Below are 17,161 nucleotides of genomic sequence, written 5' to 3'. Positions count from 1 at the left end.
CACAAGGTCAAAGGCGGCACCATGATCCTCCTGGTCGACAAGATCGAAAAAAGCTTCGGCGCGCGCGTCCTCTTTAGCGGCGCGTCCTTCCAGATCAACCCCGGCGAGCGCTTCGCGCTCGTGGGCCCCAACGGCGCCGGCAAAACCACCATGCTCAAAATCATCATGGGCATCGACAGCCCCGACGCAGGCCAGGTCCAGTATGCCAAGGACTGCCAGGTGGGATACCTAGAGCAGGAAACCAACCTAGAGCAAAAGGACACCACCATCCTTGCCGAGGTCATGGCCGCTGCCAAGGAAATCCGCCGCATGGGCGAGCGCGCCAACGAGCTGCAGGCCCAGATCACCGAGCTCTCCGAACAGGGGAAGGACGTCGACGCGCTCCTCAACGAGTACGGCCAGGTCCAGGACCGCTTTGAGCACCTGGGCGGCTACGAGCTCGAGAGCAACGCCCGTAAAATCCTGTCCGGCCTGGGTTTCAAGGTTACCGACTTTGAGCGCCCTTGCTCCGAGTTCTCTGGCGGCTGGCAGATGCGCATTGCGCTCGCCAAGCTCTTCCTGCGCCACCCAGACCTGCTGCTCCTGGACGAGCCCACCAACCACTTGGACCTCGAAAGCGTCCAGTGGCTGCGCGGCTTTATCGCCAACTACGACGGCGCCGTGCTCATCATCAGCCACGACCGTGCCTTTATGGACGCCTGCGTCGACCACGTCGCCGCTCTCGAAAACCGTCGCGTGACCACCTACACCGGCAACTACAGCAGCTACCTCAAGCAGCGCGAGGACAACCTGGAGCAGATGCGCGCCAAGCGTGCCGCCCAGGAGCGCGACATCGCCCACATGCAGGTCTTCGTCGACAAGTTCCGCTACAAGCCCACCAAGGCAGCCCAGGCTCAGGAGCGCATCCGAAAGATCGAGCAGATCAAAAAGGAGCTCGTCATCCTGCCCGAGGGCCACAAGCACATCGACTTTAAGTTCCCCGATCCGCCGCGCTCCGGCGACATGGTCGTGGGCCTGGAGGGCGTCTCCAAGTCCTACGGCAAAAAGCACATCTACAGCGACATCGACCTCAAGCTCTACCGCGGCGAGCATGTGGCGCTCGTCGGCCCCAACGGCGCCGGCAAGTCTACCCTCATGAAGATCCTCGCCGGTCTGGAGCCGCCAACTACCGGCACGCGTGATCTGGGCACCAACGTGGGCGTGGCCTACTACGCCCAGCACGCACTCGAGGGCATGACCGAGTCCAATACCGTCCTGCAAGAGATCGACACCGTCACGCCCAAATGGACCGTGCCGCAGCAGCGCAGCCTGCTGGGCGCCTTCCTGTTTAGCGACAACGATTCCATCGAGAAGCAGGTCCGCGTCCTCTCCGGCGGCGAAAAGGCGCGTCTGGCACTGGCCAAGATGCTTGTGGCCCCCGAGGCACTTCTGTGCCTGGACGAGCCCACCAACCACCTGGACATCGACTCGGTGGACATGCTCGAGAACGCCCTGCAGAACTTCCCCGGCACCATCGTGCTGATCAGCCACGACGAGCACCTGGTACGCGCTGTGGCCAACCGCATCATTGACATCCGCGATGGCAAGGTCACGGTCTACGACGGCGACTACGACTACTACCTCTACAAGCGCGAGGACCTCGCGGCCCGCGCCGCCGCCGAGGCGGCAGGGGAGGGTGCATCGGCCGCGACCAAGTCCGCTAAGGTCACCGCGGCCCAGCCCGACGCCCCCGCCACCGCTTCCAAGCCTGCCGAAGGCAAAAAGACCAAGGAGCAAAAGCGCGCCGAGGCCCAGGCCCGCGCTGCGCTCAACAAAAAGCTCAAGGGCGTGCGCAACCAGCTCAAGAAGATCGAGGCGGAGCTCGACAAAAAGCGCGCCCGCTATGACGAGCTTATGGAATTGATGGCAAGCGAAGAGCTTTATGCAGATCAGGTCAAGTTCAATGCCGCGCTAGGAGAATATAACGGCCTTAAGCAAGAGCTGCCCAAGCTCGAGGACGAATGGCTGGAGCTTTCCACCCAGATCGAAGAGGAGACCGCGCGTGAACTCTCGTAAGGCCGCTGCCGTGGCGATGAGCATTATCGCCATCGCGTGCCGCATCTGCGGCATCTTTATGAGCGCGATGACCGTGCTGCTGTGCTTTAGCGGCCTGACCGCCAAGCTGCAGATCGTAGGCTTTGTCGTCGAGCTTTCACGCGCGCTGCCGAGCGCCATCGCCGGCTACGGTGTCATCACGTCGCCCTTTGGCGGCGTCTTCCGCCTGGATTACGCCATCGTCGCTGTCATCCTGTTTGTGGCCGACTACCTGCTCACGCGCGCCTCGCGCCGCGTCCGCTAGGGGAGCGATATGTCCAGCAGCTACCTCATGAACCTGCTTGCCAGCGCCGTCGCCGTCATCGTCGGCATCGTGATCCACGAGAGCGCGCACGCCGCCGCGGCCTGGGCACTCGGCGACAAGACGGCGCGTTCGCGCGGCCGCGTGTCGCTCAATCCGCTCAACCATATCGACCCATTTGGCACCATCATCTTGCCGCTGCTCATGCTCGCCGCCGGCGGCCCGGTGTTCGCCTTCGCCAAGCCCGTGCCCGTCTACCTCAACAACCTCAAGCACCCCAAGCGCGACGAGGTCCTGGTGAGCGTGGCCGGCCCTGCGTCGAACATCGCCCTCGCGTGCCTCGCGGCCGCCCTCATGCACGCAACGTACGGCAACCTCTACACCAGCATGTCCTTTGCCGTGGCATCACAGATCATGAACTTCGGCGCCACGTTCATCGTAGTCAACCTGTCACTCGCGTTCTTCAACCTCATCCCGATTCCGCCGCTCGACGGATCGTCGATTATCGTGCCGTTCCTCAAGGGCAAGGCACTCGCCAACTACTATCGTCTGCAGCAATACGCCATGCCTATCCTCATCATTGTGCTGTACCTGCTGCCCATGTGGACCGGCATCGACGTGATCGGCCGCTATTTCGACGTTACCGTGTATCCGCTGGCCGAGTGGCTGCTCAACTTCGCAATCGCCGGCATCTAAGGTAAACTTACAGGTCGACCGTGCAAAATGGTCGTAACATGCACCCAAACCGCGCCGCGAAGGCGCCGTCAAAGGAGGTCGAAGATGTCGTATCGCGTGTCGACGCAGGTCTACAGCGGACCGTTCGACCTGCTGCTGCAGCTGGTAACCCGCCAAAAAGTAGATATCGGCGCCATCTCCATCAGCGAGGTGGCCGAGCAGTACCTTGCCGAGGCCGAGCGCATCGAGGCGCTGGACCTGGACGTGGCGAGCGACTTTTTGCTGGTCGCGGCAACCCTTTTGGACATCAAGGCCGCCTCGCTGGTGCCGCAGGAAGCCCCGCGCAAAGCCGATGACGACGATGACGAGCTCGATGAAGACCTCGAGGAGCTCAGCACGCTCGACGGCGACGCCTTGCGCGAGGTCCTGATCCAGCGCCTGATCGCCTACAAGCAGTTTAAGGGCGCGGCTGCGGCCCTCGGTGCCCGCATGCAGGCCGAAAGCCGCATGCACCCGCGTGTGGCCGGCCCCGACCCGGAGTTTTTGGGCCTCATGCCCGACTACCTAGCTGGCATCACCCTGCGCGGCCTGGCCGTCATCTGTGCCGACCTGGACGGCAAGCGCCAGACCTTCCTGCTCGAGGCCGAGCATGTGGCGCCGCATCGCGTGCCGCTCGACCTGACCGTGGCCTCAGTCGACCGCTTTACGATGGCACACCAAACCTGCACCTTCCGCGAGCTGCTGGACGGCGACGCCACCACCGAGCAGCTCGTCGTCACTTTCCTGGCCATGCTCGAGCTCGCCAAACGCGGCTCGCTTACGCTGAGTCAGGACGAAATCTTTGGGACCATTCAAATCAACCGAGTCGAGGGCGCCGAGGCATACGTGCCCGGCGAGGACCCCGAGCTCACCGAATAGGAGCGGCAACCATGTCAACCCTTTCCACGCTAGAGGCAAACAGCCTCAAAGGCGCCCTCGAGGCGCTTCTGCTGGTGTCGAGCGACCCGGTGAGCGCGCCCGCGCTGGCAGGCGCGCTGGATATCGCCCCCGGCGAGTGCGCGTCGCTGCTCGCCGAGCTCAAGGTTGAGTACGAGGAGGCCAACCGCGGCTTTCAGCTGCGCGAGGTCGCCGGCGGCTGGCGCCTGTTTACGCACCCCGCCTACCACGACGTAGTCGAGGCCTATGTGTTGAGCTGGGACACGCAAAAGCTGTCGCAAGCGGCGCTCGAAACCCTGGCCGTCATCGCATACCACCAGCCCGTGACGCGCGAGGTGGTCAAGGGCATCCGCGGCGTCAATTCCGACGGCGTCATCGCGTCGCTCGTGGACAAAGGTCTAGTGCGCGAGCTCGGCCGCGACCCCCAGCGAGGTCAAGCCATCATCTACGGCACGACCAACGCCTTCTTGGAAAAGTTCGGTCTGCGCTCCACCCGCGACCTGCCCGACCTGGAGCAGTTTGCCCCCGACGAGCAGTCGCGCCAGTTTATCCGCGAGCGCCTGAGCGGCCGCAGTATTCAGTCCACGCTCGAGGAGCAGGCCGAGGACCTAGACGAAGAGCGCGAACTGCTCGATACCGATGTTGAAGATGTTGAGGCAGTCGACGAATCGGAGACCCTAGTCGTCGACGAGACCTCGGAGGATTTGCATGACGAGGACTAACGAAGTGGGGGAGACGCGCGCCATAAGCAACGCAGCACCCGCAACCGACGCCCAGTCCGTCTATCCGCACACTATGCGCCTGCAGCGCTTTTTGGCACGTGCGGGCGTGGCGAGCCGCCGCGGCTCGGAGGACCTGATGACCGCCGGCCGCGTGACCGTCAACGGCCAGGTCGCGACCGAACTAGGTACCAAGGTCGATGTCGACCGCGATCACATCGAGGTCGACGGCATGCCCGTCAAGCTCAACCAGGGCGCCGTGTACCTGATGCTCTACAAGCCGACCGGCTACCTCACCACCATGAGCGACCCGCAGGAGCGTCCCTGTGTGGCGGACCTGGTCCCCCGCGACCGCTTTCCGGGGCTCTTCCCGGTGGGCCGCCTGGACCGCGACACCACGGGCCTTTTGCTCTTTACCACCGACGGCGACCTGTCGCAGGACTTGTTGCACCCCAGCAAGCACGTCTACAAGACCTACCAGGCACTCGTGGACGGGCAGCTGACCGACCGCGATCTCACGCCGCTGCGTCGCGGCATAGAGCTCGACGACGGCCTGTGCCAGCCGGCAATCTGCCGCGTCATCACCGCACGCGAGGCCGAGGCCGTGGCGCCACAGGGCGTCAAGCCCGGCACCACCGCCGTCGAGGTCATCATCCGCGAGGGTCGCAAAAACCAGGTTAAGCGCATGCTGAGCAAGATTCACCATCCGGTAATCCGTCTGCATCGCTGCAACTTTGCCGGCCTTGAGCTCGAGGGCGTGGCCAAGGGCTCGTGGCGCGAGCTCACCGACCGCGAGGTGCAGATCCTCAAAGGCGGCGGCATCCCGCCCAAGCATGCCAGCGCCATGCGCGGCGGCAAGCCCCAAGACACGCCCGCCAGCCGCACGCGTCACCACGGCAGCCACGGCTCCGCACCCAAGCGCAACACCTACCGCGAGCGCTATACGGGCTAGGCAACCCGCCGCGCCCCAACGCCCGCGAACCATACCAGCACATCAACCACCGAAAGGAAGCACTGCATGATCGTCGCCATCGACGGCCCCGCCGGTTCCGGCAAGTCCACCATCGCCAAGGAGATCGCCCGCCAGCTGGGCTTTAACAAGCTCGACACGGGCGCCATGTATCGCGCCGTCACCTTCGCCGCGCTCGACCGCAGCATCGACCTGGACGACGAGGCGGCAATCGACGCCCTCGCCGAGCAGATCGAGATCCGCTTTACCAACGGCACCGGAGAGGACACGCGCCTGACCGTTGACGGCCAGGACGCTTCGACCGCCATCCGCACCCCGCAGGTCGACGCCAACGTGTCCAAGGTCTCGGCCTATCCGGGCGTGCGCGCCGCCATGCTCATCCACCAGCGCCGCGCCGCCGAGGACCGCGATATCGTCGCCGAGGGTCGCGACATCGGAACCGTCGTGTTCCCCAACGCCCAGGTCAAGATCTTCCTGACTGCCGACCCGCGTGAGCGCGCCCGCCGCCGCGTGCTGCAGCGTCACCAAAACGACGCCCAGCCGCTCACGCCCGCGCAACTCGAGGCCGAGGTCGACGAGACCCTCGACGCCCTTAAACAGCGCGACAAGCTTGACAGCAGCCGCGAGGTCGCCCCGCTCGTGCCCGCCGAGGACGCCGTGCACGTCGACTCCACCGCCCACACCATCGACGAGGTCGTCTCGATAATAGAGGACCTCATCAACCAAAGGAGGTAGCCCATGCGCCTGTTTAAGCAGACGCCCGAGGACTATTACAACGCCCCCTACGCCGAGTTCCCGGTGCTCATCCGCGGCACCGTCGTCGTGGTCATGGCCATCCTGTGGGCCTTCTCCAAGCTCATGTGGCGTTGGAAGGTCGAGGATGCCGACCTGCTGTTTGAGCGCCAGGACGACCGCGGCAGCGTGGTCATCTGCAACCACACCTCGATGGCCGAGCTCTTGGCCGTGGAGACGGCGCTGTTCTTTGGGGGCCGCCGCATTCGTCCCATCTTTAAATCCGAGTTTGCCAAGAGCAAGATTGTGCGCTGGGCCTTTAGCCGCGTTGGCGGCATCCCCGTGGAACGTGGTGCTGCCGATATGAAGTGCCTGCGCGCCGCCCAGCATGCGCTGCAGCGCGGCGAGGACGTCCTGATCTTCCCCGAGGGCACGCGCATCCGCTCGCGCGAGATCAAGCCCGAGGTCCACGGCGGTTTTGCGCTCATCGCTCAGATGGGCAAGGCGCCCGTCAACCCGCTCGCCATCTGTGGCTGGTCCGACATCACGCCTGCGGGCAAAATGCTCATGCGTCCCAAGAAGTGCTGGATCCGCGCCGGCAAGGCCGTCTCGCTTTCCGACGCGCCGGCCGGGCTTAAACGCACGGAGCGCTTGGCCTGGTTTGAATCCGAAGCCATGAACCGTGTCTATAAGATGCGCGACGAGCTGTGCGCTGAACATCCGGGCAGGTTCTAGCCATGAGCGACAACGTGACAAACACTGCCGCGACTACGTCCGACCAGGACAACGCGCCCACTATCGAGATCGCAGCCCACGCCGGCACTTGCTATGGCGTACAGCGTGCGCTCGATATGGCGCTAGCCGCCGCGCCGCAGGCAGGGGAGAGCGTTCAGGTCCACACGCTGGGACCGCTCATCCATAACCCGATCGTGGTACGCGAGCTCGCCGAGGCAGGCGTCGGTCTGGCCGACACCTTGGACGACGCCACATCGGGCACCGTGATCATCCGCGCCCACGGCGTGGTGCCGCAGGTCATCGATGCCGCTCGCGAGCGTGGCCTTAACGTCGTCGACGCCACGTGCCCCTACGTGAAGAAGGTCCATGTGGCCGCCGAGCGCCTGGTACGCGAGGGCTACCGCGTGGTAGTCGTGGGCGAGCCGGGCCACCCCGAAGTCGAGGGCATCCTGGGCCACGCCGGCAATGATGCGCAGGTCGTGAGCTGTGCCGCCGACGCCGATGCCCTGCCGCTCAAGGGCAAGGTAGGCCTCGTCGTACAGACCACCCAGACCGCGCAGAACCTCGCCGAGGTCGTGGCCGCTATCACGCCGCGCGTGCAGGAACTGCGTGTGATCAACACCATCTGCGCCGCCACGAGTGAGCGTCAACAGGCAGCAGCCACGCTTGCCAACCGCTGCGACTGCATGGTCGTGGTGGGCGGCAAGAACTCGGGCAACACCCGCCGCCTGGCACAGATTTGCGCGGACGCCTGCGAGCGCACGTATCACATCGAGGAAGCTTCCGAGCTCCAGGCCGCGTGGTTTATCGACGCTCAGCACATCGGCATCACCGCCGGAGCCTCCACCCCGCAAGAACATATCGAACGCGCCGTCACGCGCATCAAGGAGCTTTGCCGCTAACCATGGACCAGACCGTACCCGCATACACCGCCGAGGTGGCCGATTACGGGCGCAGCCGCGACCCTGAGCCGGGTGAGGGCGCGCTCGTTAAGAACGTTCGTCCCGATTCGCCCGCATGGGATGTGGGTATCGAGCCGGGCATGCGCGTGCTCACGGTCAACGGCGAGCAGCTCACCGACATGATAGTCTGGCTCTGGGAGGCCGACGACGACACCGTCGAGCTGGAGGTATTCGACCCGCGCGACGGCACCGTCACCCCCGTGGAGCTCGACCGCTTCCCGGGCGAGGACTGGGGCCTGGAGTTCGATGGCCCCATCTTTGATGGCATGCGTACCTGTGTCAACGCCTGCGTGTTCTGCTTTATGACCATGCTGCCCAAGGGCGGTCGCTCCACGCTCTACATCCGCGACGACGACTACCGCCTGAGCTTTTTGCAGGGCAACTTTGTCACGCTCACGAACCTCTCCGACGAGGACGTACAAAACGTCATCGAGCGCAACATGAGCCCCATGAACGTGTCGGTCCATGCCGTGAGCCCAGATATCCGCCGCCGTATGATGGGCCGAAACGCCCAACGTGGCATGGACGTGCTCGAGGCCATCATGGCCGCCGGCATCGAAATCCACGCGCAGATCGTGCTGTGCCCCGGCATGAATGACGGCGAGGAGCTGCAGAAGACCCTGCGCTTTTGCGAGGAGCACGAGCAAATCACCAGCCTGGGCATTGTGCCCCTTGGATTTACCAAACACCAGAATCGCTTTAGCTGGTCCTACAGCGACAAGCCCGAGCTGGCGCGCGAGACCATCGACATGATCCGGCCCTTCCAGGACCGTGCCTTCGAGCGCTTTGGCCGCCACACCTTCCAGATGAGCGACGAGTTCTATCTGGACGCCGGCATCGAGCCGCCCGAGGCCGATTTCTACGACGGCTACCCGCAGTACTACGACGGCATCGGCATGATCCGCTCGTATCTGGACGAGACCGACGACGTGATGGCTACCGATGCCGAGCGACTGGCCCGCGTCCGCGCTGGCATCGCCGCCCGTGGCCAGCGTCTGCTGTGCCTCTCGGGCGCCAGCGCACGCGATACGGTGGCCCGCTTTGTGGAGTCGCCCCAGGGCCTTGCCGGCACTGTCACGGCTATCAAGAACCGCTACTTTGGCGGCAACGTGGACGTGACCGGGCTTATTGTCGCCTGCGACATCTTGGAGCAGCTGCCACAGGGCCTCTCGGGGGTTATGCTCTTTGTGCCTAAGCTCATGTTCAACGCTGACGGCATGACGCTTGACGAGTATCATCGTGACGATTTACTCGCAAGTCTTACCAGTCGCGGCGCCGAGGTTCATGTGGTGTCGACCATGCCGCATGAGCTGCTCGATACCCTAGAGCACATCCTTGGCATTGTGCCTGCCGACTCTACTAATTCCGCTGACCCTACCCATTAAAGGAGAGCAGATGAAACCTATCGTCGCCGTCGTCGGACGCCCCAACGTGGGCAAGTCCACGCTCGTCAACCGCCTGGCCCAGACTTCGGACGCCATCGTCCACGAGTCCCGAGGCGTCACGCGCGACCGCTCATATCACACGGCCGATTGGAACGGTCGTGAATTCACCATTGTCGACACGGGCGGCATCGAGCCGCTCAAGAGCGATGACGTCTTTGCAACGTCCATCCGCGACCAGGCCCTCGCCGCCGCCGAGGAAGCCGCCGTCATCCTGTTTGTGGTCGACGGCCGCACCGGTGTCACCGAGGAGGACGAGTCGGTCGCCCGCATGCTCAAGCGCTGCGACAAGCCGGTCTTTCTACTGGTGAACAAGCTCGACAACCCCGATCGCGAGAACGACAGCATCTGGGAGTTCTATTCGCTCGGCATCGGCGAGCCCACGCCGCTCTCGGCCCTGCATGGCCATGGCACGGGCGACCTGCTCGACGATATCGTGGCCCTGCTTCCGGAAGAAGAGGACGAGGTCGCCGACGAGTTCCCCGATGCGCTGAACGTGGCCATCATCGGCCGCCCCAACGCCGGTAAGTCCTCGCTGTTCAACCGTATCCTGGGTGCCGACCGCTCCATCGTCTCGAACATCGCCGGCACCACGCGCGACGCCATCGACACGGTCGTCGAGCGCAACGGCAGGCACTACCGCATGGTCGATACCGCGGGCATCCGTAAGAAGAGCACCGTGTACGAAAACATCGAGTACTACTCCATGGTCCGTGGCCTGCGCGCCATCGACCGCGCCGACGTGGCGCTGCTCGTCGTCGACGCCTCCGTGGGCGTCACCGAGCAGGACCAGAAGGTCATGGGCTTGGCCATCGAACGCGGCTGCGCCATCGTGGTGCTGCTCAACAAGTGGGACCTGCTCGACGACGACCGCAAGCGCGAGGCCTGCATGGAGACCGTCGACCGCCGTCTAGGCGTCATGGCTCCCTGGGCCCAGTACCTGCGCATCTCTGCCCTGACCGGCCGCAGCGTGGAAAAGATCTGGGCAATGGTCGACGCAGCCGAAAAGACACGCTCGCAGAAGATCAGCACCTCGCGCCTCAACACGTTCCTCACCGACCTGCGCGAGTTCGGCCATACCGTGGTGGACGGCAAGCGCCGCCTGCGTATGCACTACGTGACCCAGACGGGCGTCAACCCGCCGACGTTCACGTTTTTCGTCAACCACAGCGACCTGGTCAACGACACCTACCAGCGCTATGTAGAGAACCGCATGCGCTCGACCTTCGACTTTGCCGGCACGCCCATTCGACTCTTCTTTAGGAAGAAGGAGCAAAAGGATGCTTAATCCGATTCTGCTGACCGCCATCTGCGCCGTGGTCTCGTTCTTTATCGGAGCGATTCCGTTTGGCCTGATCCTGGGCCGCGTGTTCAACCACACGGACATCCGCAAGGCGGGCTCCGGCAACATCGGCACCACCAACGCCCTGCGCGTGGCCGGTCCCAAGGTGGCCGCGCTCACCCTGCTGCTCGACTGCCTTAAGGGCGCCATCTGCGTCCTTATCGCGCGTCCGCTCATCGCGAGCGTGGGCTACGGCTTTCCGCCGAACATTATGGCGCCCGGTGCCCCTGGCGACTGGATGCTCGGCGTCATTTGCCTGGCAGCCGTGTGGGGCCATATCTTCTCGCCCTACCTCAACTTCCATGGCGGCAAGGGTATCGCAGTTGGTCTGGGCGTGATTCTTGCCTGGTACTGGCCCATTGGCCTGTCGCTGCTAGGCATGTTTATCGTGGCCGTCGCCATCACCAAGTATGTGTCGGTGGGCTCGCTCGCCGCTGCCATCGGACTTCCCATCGCTGCCTGCGCGGTCTTTCCGTACAGCAGCCTGGGCCTCAAGTTTTGCATGGCGATGATCGGCATCACCGTAGTGTGGGCCCATCGCTCGAATATCCAAAAGCTCATGGCCGGTAAGGAGTCCAAGCTCTCGTTTACCAAGCGCGTCACCGAGCCCGACGATAAGTAGGAGAGAGTCATGAATGTTGCGCTGATTGGCTCCGGCTCCTGGGGAACCGCCGTCGCCGGCCTTGCTGCCGCGCGAGCCGAGCGCGTGACCATGTGGGCCCACAGCGAGCAGACGGCCGCCGGCATCAATGGCGAGCACCGCAACCCCCGGTATCTGGTGGGCTACGAGCTGCCCAAAAACGTTGTCGCCACGACGGAGCTGGCGCAGGCGCTCGACGGCGCCGAGGCCATCATCTTTGCCGTTCCTTCGACGCACCTTCGCAGCGTGTGCCACCAGGCCGCGCCCTTTATCGCCGCCGATACCCCGGTTCTGTGCCTCACCAAGGGCATTGAGCCCGAGTCCGGCCTGCTCATGAGCGAGGTCATCGCCAGCGAGATCGACAACGAGGCGCGTGTCGCGGCGCTTTCGGGCCCCAACCATGCTGAGGAAATCTGCCGCGGCGGGCTTTCGGCCGCCGTCATCGCCAGCGAGGACCAGCAGGTGGGGGAGACCTTTAAGGACCTGCTCCTGTCCACTGCCTTCCGAATCTATCTGTCGCAAGACATGACCGGTGTAGAGGTCTGCGGCGCTATGAAAAATGTCATCGCCATCGTGTGCGGCATCTCCGCCGGCACCGGTGCGGGCGACAATACGCTCGCCCTTATCATGACGCGCGGCCTGGCCGAGATCAGCCGACTGGCGCACGCACGCGGCGGTCAGGCCATAACCTGCATGGGGCTCGCCGGCATGGGCGACCTCATCGCCACCTGCACCTCGGAGCATTCGCGCAACCGCACCTTTGGCTACGAGTTTGCCCACGGCGTGTCACTCGACGAGTATCAGGAGCGTACGCATATGGTGGTTGAGGGCGCCGTCGCGGCCCGCAGCGTCAGCGAACTTGCCCGTTCACTGGGCGTAGACATTCCGCTTACCTTTGCCGTGGAGCAAACGCTCTACAACGGTGTTACCTTGGATAGGGCGCTCGAAATTCTTACCGATCGCGTCCCCTCTCAAGAGTTCTACGGACTCACCGACTAACGCAGAAAGGCTTCTACCATGGGTTCCATCAAAATCGCTCCATCCGTCCTCTCGGCCGATATGGCCAACCTCAAGGGCGAGCTCGACAAGATCGCCGGTGCCGACTACGTGCACTTTGACGTTATGGACGGTCACTTTACCGGCAACCTCACCTTTGGCGTTGACATCCTCAAAGCTGTCAAGCGTTCTACCAACGTGCCGGTCGATGCGCACCTCATGGTGTCGAACCCCGACGAGACGGTCGATTGGTACGCCGACGCCGGTGCCGACATGATCACCGTGCACTACGAGGCCTCCACGCACCTGCACCGCACGCTCACGCACCTGCAGCAGCGCGGCGTTAAAGCCGGCGTGGTGCTTAACCCCGCCACGCCCGTCTGCGTACTCGAGAGCATCATCGACGTCGTCGACATGGTGCTGCTCATGAGCGTGAACCCCGGCTTTGGCGGCCAGAGCTTTATTCCCGGTACCATTGCCAAACTGCACGAGCTCAAGGCCATGTGCGAGCGTCACGGCGTTTCGCCCCTCATCGAGGTCGACGGCGGCATCTCTTCCAAGAACATCGCCGATGTCGTCAATGCCGGCGCCAACGTGCTCGTGGCCGGTTCCGCCGTATTTAAGTTCGAAGATCCCGCTGCCGAGGTTGCGCTGCTGCAGAAGCTGGGCAACGAGGCCGCACAGGAGGCATAATCCCTTATGACCGCAGGTCAAAACCGCATACCCGTGAATCTTGACTATGCCGCCTCGACGCCCATGCGCGCCGAGGCGCTCCTTGCGCAGCGCGAGTACGACGACAGCGAGCTTGCCGGCGTCAACCCCAACTCGCTGCATTCGCTTGGGCGCAAGGCCGCTGCGCGCCTAGAAGTGGCACGTCGCGAGATCGCCCGCAGCTTTGGCGCGCGCGTCCGCCCGTCCGAGATCATTTTGACCAACGGCGGCACCGAGGCAAACCAGCTGGCGCTCCTCGGACTTGCCGAGGGCGCTCGTCAGCGCGATCGTAAGCGCGACCGTGTCATCGTTTCGGCCATCGAGCACGATTCGATTCTGGACAACCTGCCGCTGCTGCGCGCCGCCGGCTTTTCCGTCGACCTGGTGCAGCCCTGCCGTGCGGGCTACATTGAGCCCGCCGCGCTTGTCGAACTGCTAGGCGACGACGTGGCGCTCGTGAGCGTTATGGTCGCCAACAACGAAACCGGCGTGGTGCAGCCCATCCGCGAGCTTGCCGCCGCCGCACATGCTGCCGGCGCCTTGTTTCATACCGATGCCATCCAGGGCTACTTACATATTCCGCTCGATGTCACCGAGCTGGGAGTTGACGCTATGACCGTTGCAGCGCACAAGATTGGCGGCCCCGTGGCATCCGGCGCGCTCTACCTTAAGAGCCGCACGCCGCTGCGCCCGCGCATCTTTGGCGGCGGACAGGAGGCCGGTCGTCGTGCCGGCACGCAGGACCTGCGCACGCAGTTGGCTTTTGCCGCTGCCGCTTCCGCGCTGTTGCCGAATGTTGCCCAGGAGCGCACAACGCTGCAGGCCTTATCCGATAAGCTCTACGCTACGCTTACGGCCCATCCTCGCATTCACGCCACGATGGGCGACTATGCGCATGCCGACCGCCTTCCGGGTATGGTTTCAATCTACGTCGACGGCATGGACTCCGAGGAGCTCATCGTCAAGCTCGATGCCGCCGGCTTTGAGGTTTCGGCCGGATCGGCTTGCTCGAGCGGCAGCATGGACCCGAGCCACGTGCTCAGCGCCATGGGCATTGGTCGCGAGCAGGCGCTGGGCGCACTGCGCATCTCCTTCGATGACCGCGTGAACCCGGCTGACCTGGACGACTTTGCCCAAGCGCTGCTGTCGATTGTGGGTGCCGCATGATCGTCGCCGACCTTGAGCGCGCTCTGCTGACGCGCTATCCCAAGACGGACGCCGAGGGCTGGGATCATGTAGGGCTCTCCGTGGGCGACCCTGCCGCCGAGATTACCGGCGTGGCCTGCGCGCTCGATGCGACCGAAGCTAATGTTCGCCGCGCACAAGATGCCGGTGCCAACGTGCTGCTGACGCATCATCCTATCTACATCAAGGCGCCTGAGGCGTTTTGTCCGTCGGATTCCGCACGCCCCCAGTGCAGCGCGGCGCTCTATGAGGCGGCCTGTTGCGGCGTGAGCATCATATCGCTCCACACCAACCTGGACCGCTCGCACGAAGCACGCGTCTGCCTAAGTACGCTGTTGGACGCCGCGCCCGCAAGCTCGCTGGAGCACGTGGACGACCCCGAAGCGACTGGCCTGGGCGCGCTTGCAACGCTCAACGACCCCTGCAGCCTGCGCGACCTTGCCACTCGCGCCGCCACGGTGTTTGGCAGCGACCCACGCGTGTGGGGCGAGGCCGATAGCCCGTGCCGAACCGTCGCCATTTTGGGCGGCTCCCTGGGCGATTTTGGTGAGCTTGCCATCGCCGCAGGCGCAGATGTTATTGTGACCGGAGAGGCCGGCTACCACGTGGCGCAAGACCTTGCCTTGCGCGGGCTGCCGGTGATCTTGCTCGGCCACGACCGCTCTGAGGAGCCGTTCGTTGATATATTGATGAACTCTGCAGTTGACGCCGGGGTCGACCCCCGTCATGCGATTAAAATACTGAACCCTTGCCAATGGTGGACTGTGACAAAAGGAGAGAACTTATGAGCGCCGGCGCTACGCTACTCAAGCTGCAACAGATCGATTTGGAGCTCGCCCGCAACAAGAGCGAACTTTCCAATATGCCGGAGCTCAAGGAGCTCGCTTCCAAGCGCAAGACCTATGTGAAGCTCAAGGCCGAGATGACCAAGCTCTACGCCCAGCGCAAAGACCTGGACATTGAGATCGACGACCTCAACACCACCGAGATTCAGACCAACAACGCCATCGAGGCCGCCAAGAAGCGTCACGTCGACGGCTCCGACTACCGCGAGGTTCAGGACCTGGAGAATGAGCTCGCCACCCTGGCCAAGCGTCTGGACAAGATCGAGCACACCCGCAAGGACGTCGTTGTCGCCCATAAGGAGGCGCTCGACCGTGAGGCTCGCGCACAGGCGATCATCGCCAAGTTCGAGGAGGGCGTGAAGGCCGATACCAAGGCCGCCCGCGCCAAGGCTGCCGACCTGCAGGCTCAGGTCGACGCCGCCACGAAGGAGCGCACCGCGCTTGCCGCTACGCTACCGGCCGACGTGCTCACCGACTACGAGCGCCTGCTCAAGCAGTTCCGCGGGCTGGCCGTCGAGACCATCCAGGGCAACATCCCCACGGTCTGCCACACCGCGCTGCAGGCATCGTCCATGAGCGACCTCAACCACGACGGTAGCGAGATTACGCACTGCCCGTACTGCCACCGCCTCCTGGTACTCCCGAGCAAGGAAGCCTAGCGATGACATCGGCACCCAACAATTCAATGCAACTTGAGGGAAAAACGATCCTGCTGGGCATTACCGGCGGGATCGCCGCCTGTAAGTCGTGCAATATCGTGCGTCTGCTGCAAAAGCGCGGCGCACGCGTCAAGGTCGTTATGAGCGAGCATGCCACGGAGTTCGTGGGGCCGCTCACCTTCCGCGCGCTCACCAATGAGCCGGTCGCGGTTGGACTATTCGACGACCCGTCTGACCCCATCCACCATATTTCGCTGGCGCAGGAGCCCGATCTGGTGGTCGTGGCGCCCGCGACGGCCAATATCATCGCCAAGATGGCCAACGGCATCGCCGACGACCTCATCTCCACCACGCTGCTGGCAACGCCGCGACCCGTCGTGATCGCGCCGGCCATGAACAACGGCATGTGGAAGGCACCGGCTACACAGGCCAATATGGCCATGCTGCGCGACCGCGGCGTGCACGTGGTGGGTCCGGGCAGCGGCTACCTTGCCTGCGGCGACGTAGACACGGGCCGCATGAGCGAGCCCGAGGACATCGTCGAGGCTGTCTGTGAGGTGCTCAACCCCGCGCCTCAGGATCTGGCAGGTAAGCGCATCGTGATTACCGCCGGCCCCACGCACGAGCCAATCGACCCCGTGCGCTTCATTGGCAACCGCTCTTCGGGCAAGATGGGTATCGCCCTGGCAGGGGAGGCTGCTCGCCGCGGTGCTGCGGTCACGCTCGTGTTGGGACCGACATCGCTCGATGTGCCCCACGGCGTGGAGTGCGTGCGCGTGCAGACCGCCGCAGAGATGCTCCAGGCGGCGCTTGACGCCTTCCAGACGGCCGATGCGGCCATTTGCGCGGCCGCCGTCGCCGACTACACGCCTGCCGCCCCTGCGGACCATAAGCTCAAAAAGGCCAACGAACGCCTCGATTGCATCGAACTTATCGAGACGGTCGATATTCTTGCCGAGCTTTCCCGCCAAAGGGGGGAGCGGTGCGTGATCGGCTTTGCGGCCGAGACCGATAACGTCGTGAAATACGCGCAGCGCAAGCTTGCCCGCAAGGGATGCGATGCGATCGTCGCCAACGATGTCTCGCGCGCCGATTCGGGCTTTGGCACCGACACGAACAAGGCCTGGATTGTGAGCACGACGGGCGCGCAAGAACTTCCCGTGCTAACAAAACCCCAGCTCGCAGATACAATTTTGGACTTGCTTCAAAATTTGTAAAAAAGTTCTTGCACAAGTCTAAAGTTTCGGGTTAATATACTCCCTGTTGCGAGCGGGAGC

The 17,161-nt window shown here is 63.8% G+C and carries 18 protein-coding genes; all 18 read left to right on the top strand.

The genetic code is table 11. The annotated features are described in order from the left end of the window. The first annotated feature begins 21 nt into the window (after window positions 1-21). The 18 genes from DXC90_RS06315 (at window position 22) to coaBC (ending at window position 17,101) form a co-directional block, all read left to right on the top strand. Window positions 22-2,055, top strand: a complete 2,034-nt coding sequence (locus DXC90_RS06315) for an ABC-F family ATP-binding cassette domain-containing protein (protein WP_117735223.1) — start codon at window positions 22-24, stop codon at window positions 2,053-2,055. Next, a complete protein-coding gene (locus DXC90_RS06310) occupies window positions 2,042-2,338 on the top strand; it encodes a hypothetical protein (RefSeq protein ID WP_164473297.1) in 297 nt (98 codons plus the stop codon). The genes DXC90_RS06315 and DXC90_RS06310 overlap by 14 nt, the downstream gene beginning before the upstream one ends. Before the next feature lie 9 nt (window positions 2,339-2,347). After that, a complete protein-coding gene (locus DXC90_RS06305; RefSeq protein ID WP_117735222.1) occupies window positions 2,348-3,031 on the top strand; it encodes a site-2 protease family protein in 684 nt (227 codons plus the stop codon). Window positions 3,032-3,115: 84 nt separating this feature from the next. Then, window positions 3,116-3,928 carry a ScpA family protein gene (locus DXC90_RS06300; protein ID WP_117735221.1) on the top strand — a complete coding sequence of 271 codons (813 nt, stop codon included), beginning with the start codon at window positions 3,116-3,118 and terminating at the stop codon, window positions 3,926-3,928. An 11-nt stretch (window positions 3,929-3,939) separates the two neighbouring features. Next, a complete protein-coding gene (gene scpB / locus DXC90_RS06295; protein WP_117735220.1) occupies window positions 3,940-4,668 on the top strand; it encodes an SMC-Scp complex subunit ScpB in 729 nt (242 codons plus the stop codon). Continuing rightward, complete coding sequence (locus DXC90_RS06290; protein ID WP_117735219.1) at window positions 4,655-5,617, top strand: pseudouridine synthase; 963 nt, start codon at window positions 4,655-4,657, stop codon at window positions 5,615-5,617. The genes scpB and DXC90_RS06290 overlap by 14 nt, the downstream gene beginning before the upstream one ends. A 66-nt stretch (window positions 5,618-5,683) precedes the next feature. Next, a complete protein-coding gene (gene cmk, locus DXC90_RS06285; protein ID WP_117735218.1) occupies window positions 5,684-6,370 on the top strand; it encodes a (d)CMP kinase in 687 nt (228 codons plus the stop codon). A 3-nt stretch (window positions 6,371-6,373) separates the two neighbouring features. Continuing rightward, complete coding sequence (locus DXC90_RS06280) at window positions 6,374-7,102, top strand: lysophospholipid acyltransferase family protein (protein WP_117735217.1); 729 nt, start codon at window positions 6,374-6,376, stop codon at window positions 7,100-7,102. Between the two features lie 2 nt (window positions 7,103-7,104). After that, window positions 7,105-8,004, top strand: a complete 900-nt coding sequence (locus DXC90_RS06275; RefSeq protein ID WP_117735216.1) for a 4-hydroxy-3-methylbut-2-enyl diphosphate reductase — start codon at window positions 7,105-7,107, stop codon at window positions 8,002-8,004. Window positions 8,005-8,006: 2 nt separating this feature from the next. Further along, a complete protein-coding gene (locus DXC90_RS06270; protein WP_117735215.1) occupies window positions 8,007-9,449 on the top strand; it encodes a DUF512 domain-containing protein in 1,443 nt (480 codons plus the stop codon). Between the two features lie 10 nt (window positions 9,450-9,459). Beyond that, window positions 9,460-10,794, top strand: coding sequence for a ribosome biogenesis GTPase Der (gene der / locus DXC90_RS06265; RefSeq protein WP_117735214.1), 1,335 nt, complete (start codon window positions 9,460-9,462; stop codon window positions 10,792-10,794). Next, entirely contained in the window at window positions 10,787-11,470 is a 684-nt protein-coding gene (gene plsY, locus DXC90_RS06260; RefSeq protein WP_117735213.1) for a glycerol-3-phosphate 1-O-acyltransferase PlsY, read from the top strand. The genes der and plsY overlap by 8 nt, the downstream gene beginning before the upstream one ends. 9 nt (window positions 11,471-11,479) lie before the next feature. Next, window positions 11,480-12,487, top strand: a complete 1,008-nt coding sequence (locus DXC90_RS06255; RefSeq protein ID WP_117735212.1) for an NAD(P)H-dependent glycerol-3-phosphate dehydrogenase — start codon at window positions 11,480-11,482, stop codon at window positions 12,485-12,487. An 18-nt stretch (window positions 12,488-12,505) separates the two neighbouring features. Further along, entirely contained in the window at window positions 12,506-13,177 is a 672-nt protein-coding gene (gene rpe, locus DXC90_RS06250) for a ribulose-phosphate 3-epimerase (protein WP_117735211.1), read from the top strand. Between the two features lie 6 nt (window positions 13,178-13,183). Continuing rightward, window positions 13,184-14,362, top strand: a complete 1,179-nt coding sequence (locus DXC90_RS06245) for a cysteine desulfurase family protein (protein ID WP_117735210.1) — start codon at window positions 13,184-13,186, stop codon at window positions 14,360-14,362. Next, a complete protein-coding gene (locus DXC90_RS06240; RefSeq protein WP_117735209.1) occupies window positions 14,359-15,168 on the top strand; it encodes a Nif3-like dinuclear metal center hexameric protein in 810 nt (269 codons plus the stop codon). The genes DXC90_RS06245 and DXC90_RS06240 overlap by 4 nt, the downstream gene beginning before the upstream one ends. Continuing rightward, window positions 15,165-15,884 carry a zinc ribbon domain-containing protein gene (locus DXC90_RS06235; protein WP_117735208.1) on the top strand — a complete coding sequence of 240 codons (720 nt, stop codon included), beginning with the start codon at window positions 15,165-15,167 and terminating at the stop codon, window positions 15,882-15,884. The genes DXC90_RS06240 and DXC90_RS06235 overlap by 4 nt, the downstream gene beginning before the upstream one ends. A gap of 2 nt (window positions 15,885-15,886) precedes the next feature. After that, a complete protein-coding gene (coaBC, locus tag DXC90_RS06230; RefSeq protein WP_233502209.1) occupies window positions 15,887-17,101 on the top strand; it encodes a bifunctional phosphopantothenoylcysteine decarboxylase/phosphopantothenate--cysteine ligase CoaBC in 1,215 nt (404 codons plus the stop codon). Window positions 17,102-17,161 lie beyond the last annotated feature (60 nt).

Source organism: Collinsella sp. TF09-1AT (genome assembly GCF_003436895.1).
In the GTDB taxonomy this organism is placed as follows: Bacteria; Actinomycetota; Coriobacteriia; order Coriobacteriales; family Coriobacteriaceae; genus Collinsella.
The sequence above is the reverse complement of the archived record's forward strand: the minus strand, read 5'-3'. Positions and strand labels throughout refer to the sequence as shown.

What these genes read in the sequence shown, in the direction of transcription:
- DXC90_RS06315 (WP_117735223.1), top strand. Translation starts at nt 22, where the DNA reads ATGATCCTCCTGGTCGACAAGATCGAAAAAAGCTTCGGCGCGCGCGTC.
- DXC90_RS06305 (WP_117735222.1), top strand. Translation starts at nt 2,348, where the DNA reads ATGTCCAGCAGCTACCTCATGAACCTGCTTGCCAGCGCCGTCGCCGTC.
- DXC90_RS06300 (WP_117735221.1), top strand. Translation starts at nt 3,116, where the DNA reads ATGTCGTATCGCGTGTCGACGCAGGTCTACAGCGGACCGTTCGACCTG.
- scpB (WP_117735220.1), top strand. Translation starts at nt 3,940, where the DNA reads ATGTCAACCCTTTCCACGCTAGAGGCAAACAGCCTCAAAGGCGCCCTC.
- DXC90_RS06290 (WP_117735219.1), top strand. Translation starts at nt 4,655, where the DNA reads ATGACGAGGACTAACGAAGTGGGGGAGACGCGCGCCATAAGCAACGCA.
- cmk (WP_117735218.1), top strand. Translation starts at nt 5,684, where the DNA reads ATGATCGTCGCCATCGACGGCCCCGCCGGTTCCGGCAAGTCCACCATC.
- DXC90_RS06280 (WP_117735217.1), top strand. Translation starts at nt 6,374, where the DNA reads ATGCGCCTGTTTAAGCAGACGCCCGAGGACTATTACAACGCCCCCTAC.
- DXC90_RS06275 (WP_117735216.1), top strand. Translation starts at nt 7,105, where the DNA reads ATGAGCGACAACGTGACAAACACTGCCGCGACTACGTCCGACCAGGAC.
- DXC90_RS06270 (WP_117735215.1), top strand. Translation starts at nt 8,007, where the DNA reads ATGGACCAGACCGTACCCGCATACACCGCCGAGGTGGCCGATTACGGG.
- der (WP_117735214.1), top strand. Translation starts at nt 9,460, where the DNA reads ATGAAACCTATCGTCGCCGTCGTCGGACGCCCCAACGTGGGCAAGTCC.
- plsY (WP_117735213.1), top strand. Translation starts at nt 10,787, where the DNA reads ATGCTTAATCCGATTCTGCTGACCGCCATCTGCGCCGTGGTCTCGTTC.
- DXC90_RS06255 (WP_117735212.1), top strand. Translation starts at nt 11,480, where the DNA reads ATGAATGTTGCGCTGATTGGCTCCGGCTCCTGGGGAACCGCCGTCGCC.
- rpe (WP_117735211.1), top strand. Translation starts at nt 12,506, where the DNA reads ATGGGTTCCATCAAAATCGCTCCATCCGTCCTCTCGGCCGATATGGCC.
- DXC90_RS06245 (WP_117735210.1), top strand. Translation starts at nt 13,184, where the DNA reads ATGACCGCAGGTCAAAACCGCATACCCGTGAATCTTGACTATGCCGCC.
- DXC90_RS06240 (WP_117735209.1), top strand. Translation starts at nt 14,359, where the DNA reads ATGATCGTCGCCGACCTTGAGCGCGCTCTGCTGACGCGCTATCCCAAG.
- DXC90_RS06235 (WP_117735208.1), top strand. Translation starts at nt 15,165, where the DNA reads ATGAGCGCCGGCGCTACGCTACTCAAGCTGCAACAGATCGATTTGGAG.
- coaBC (WP_233502209.1), top strand. Translation starts at nt 15,887, where the DNA reads ATGACATCGGCACCCAACAATTCAATGCAACTTGAGGGAAAAACGATC.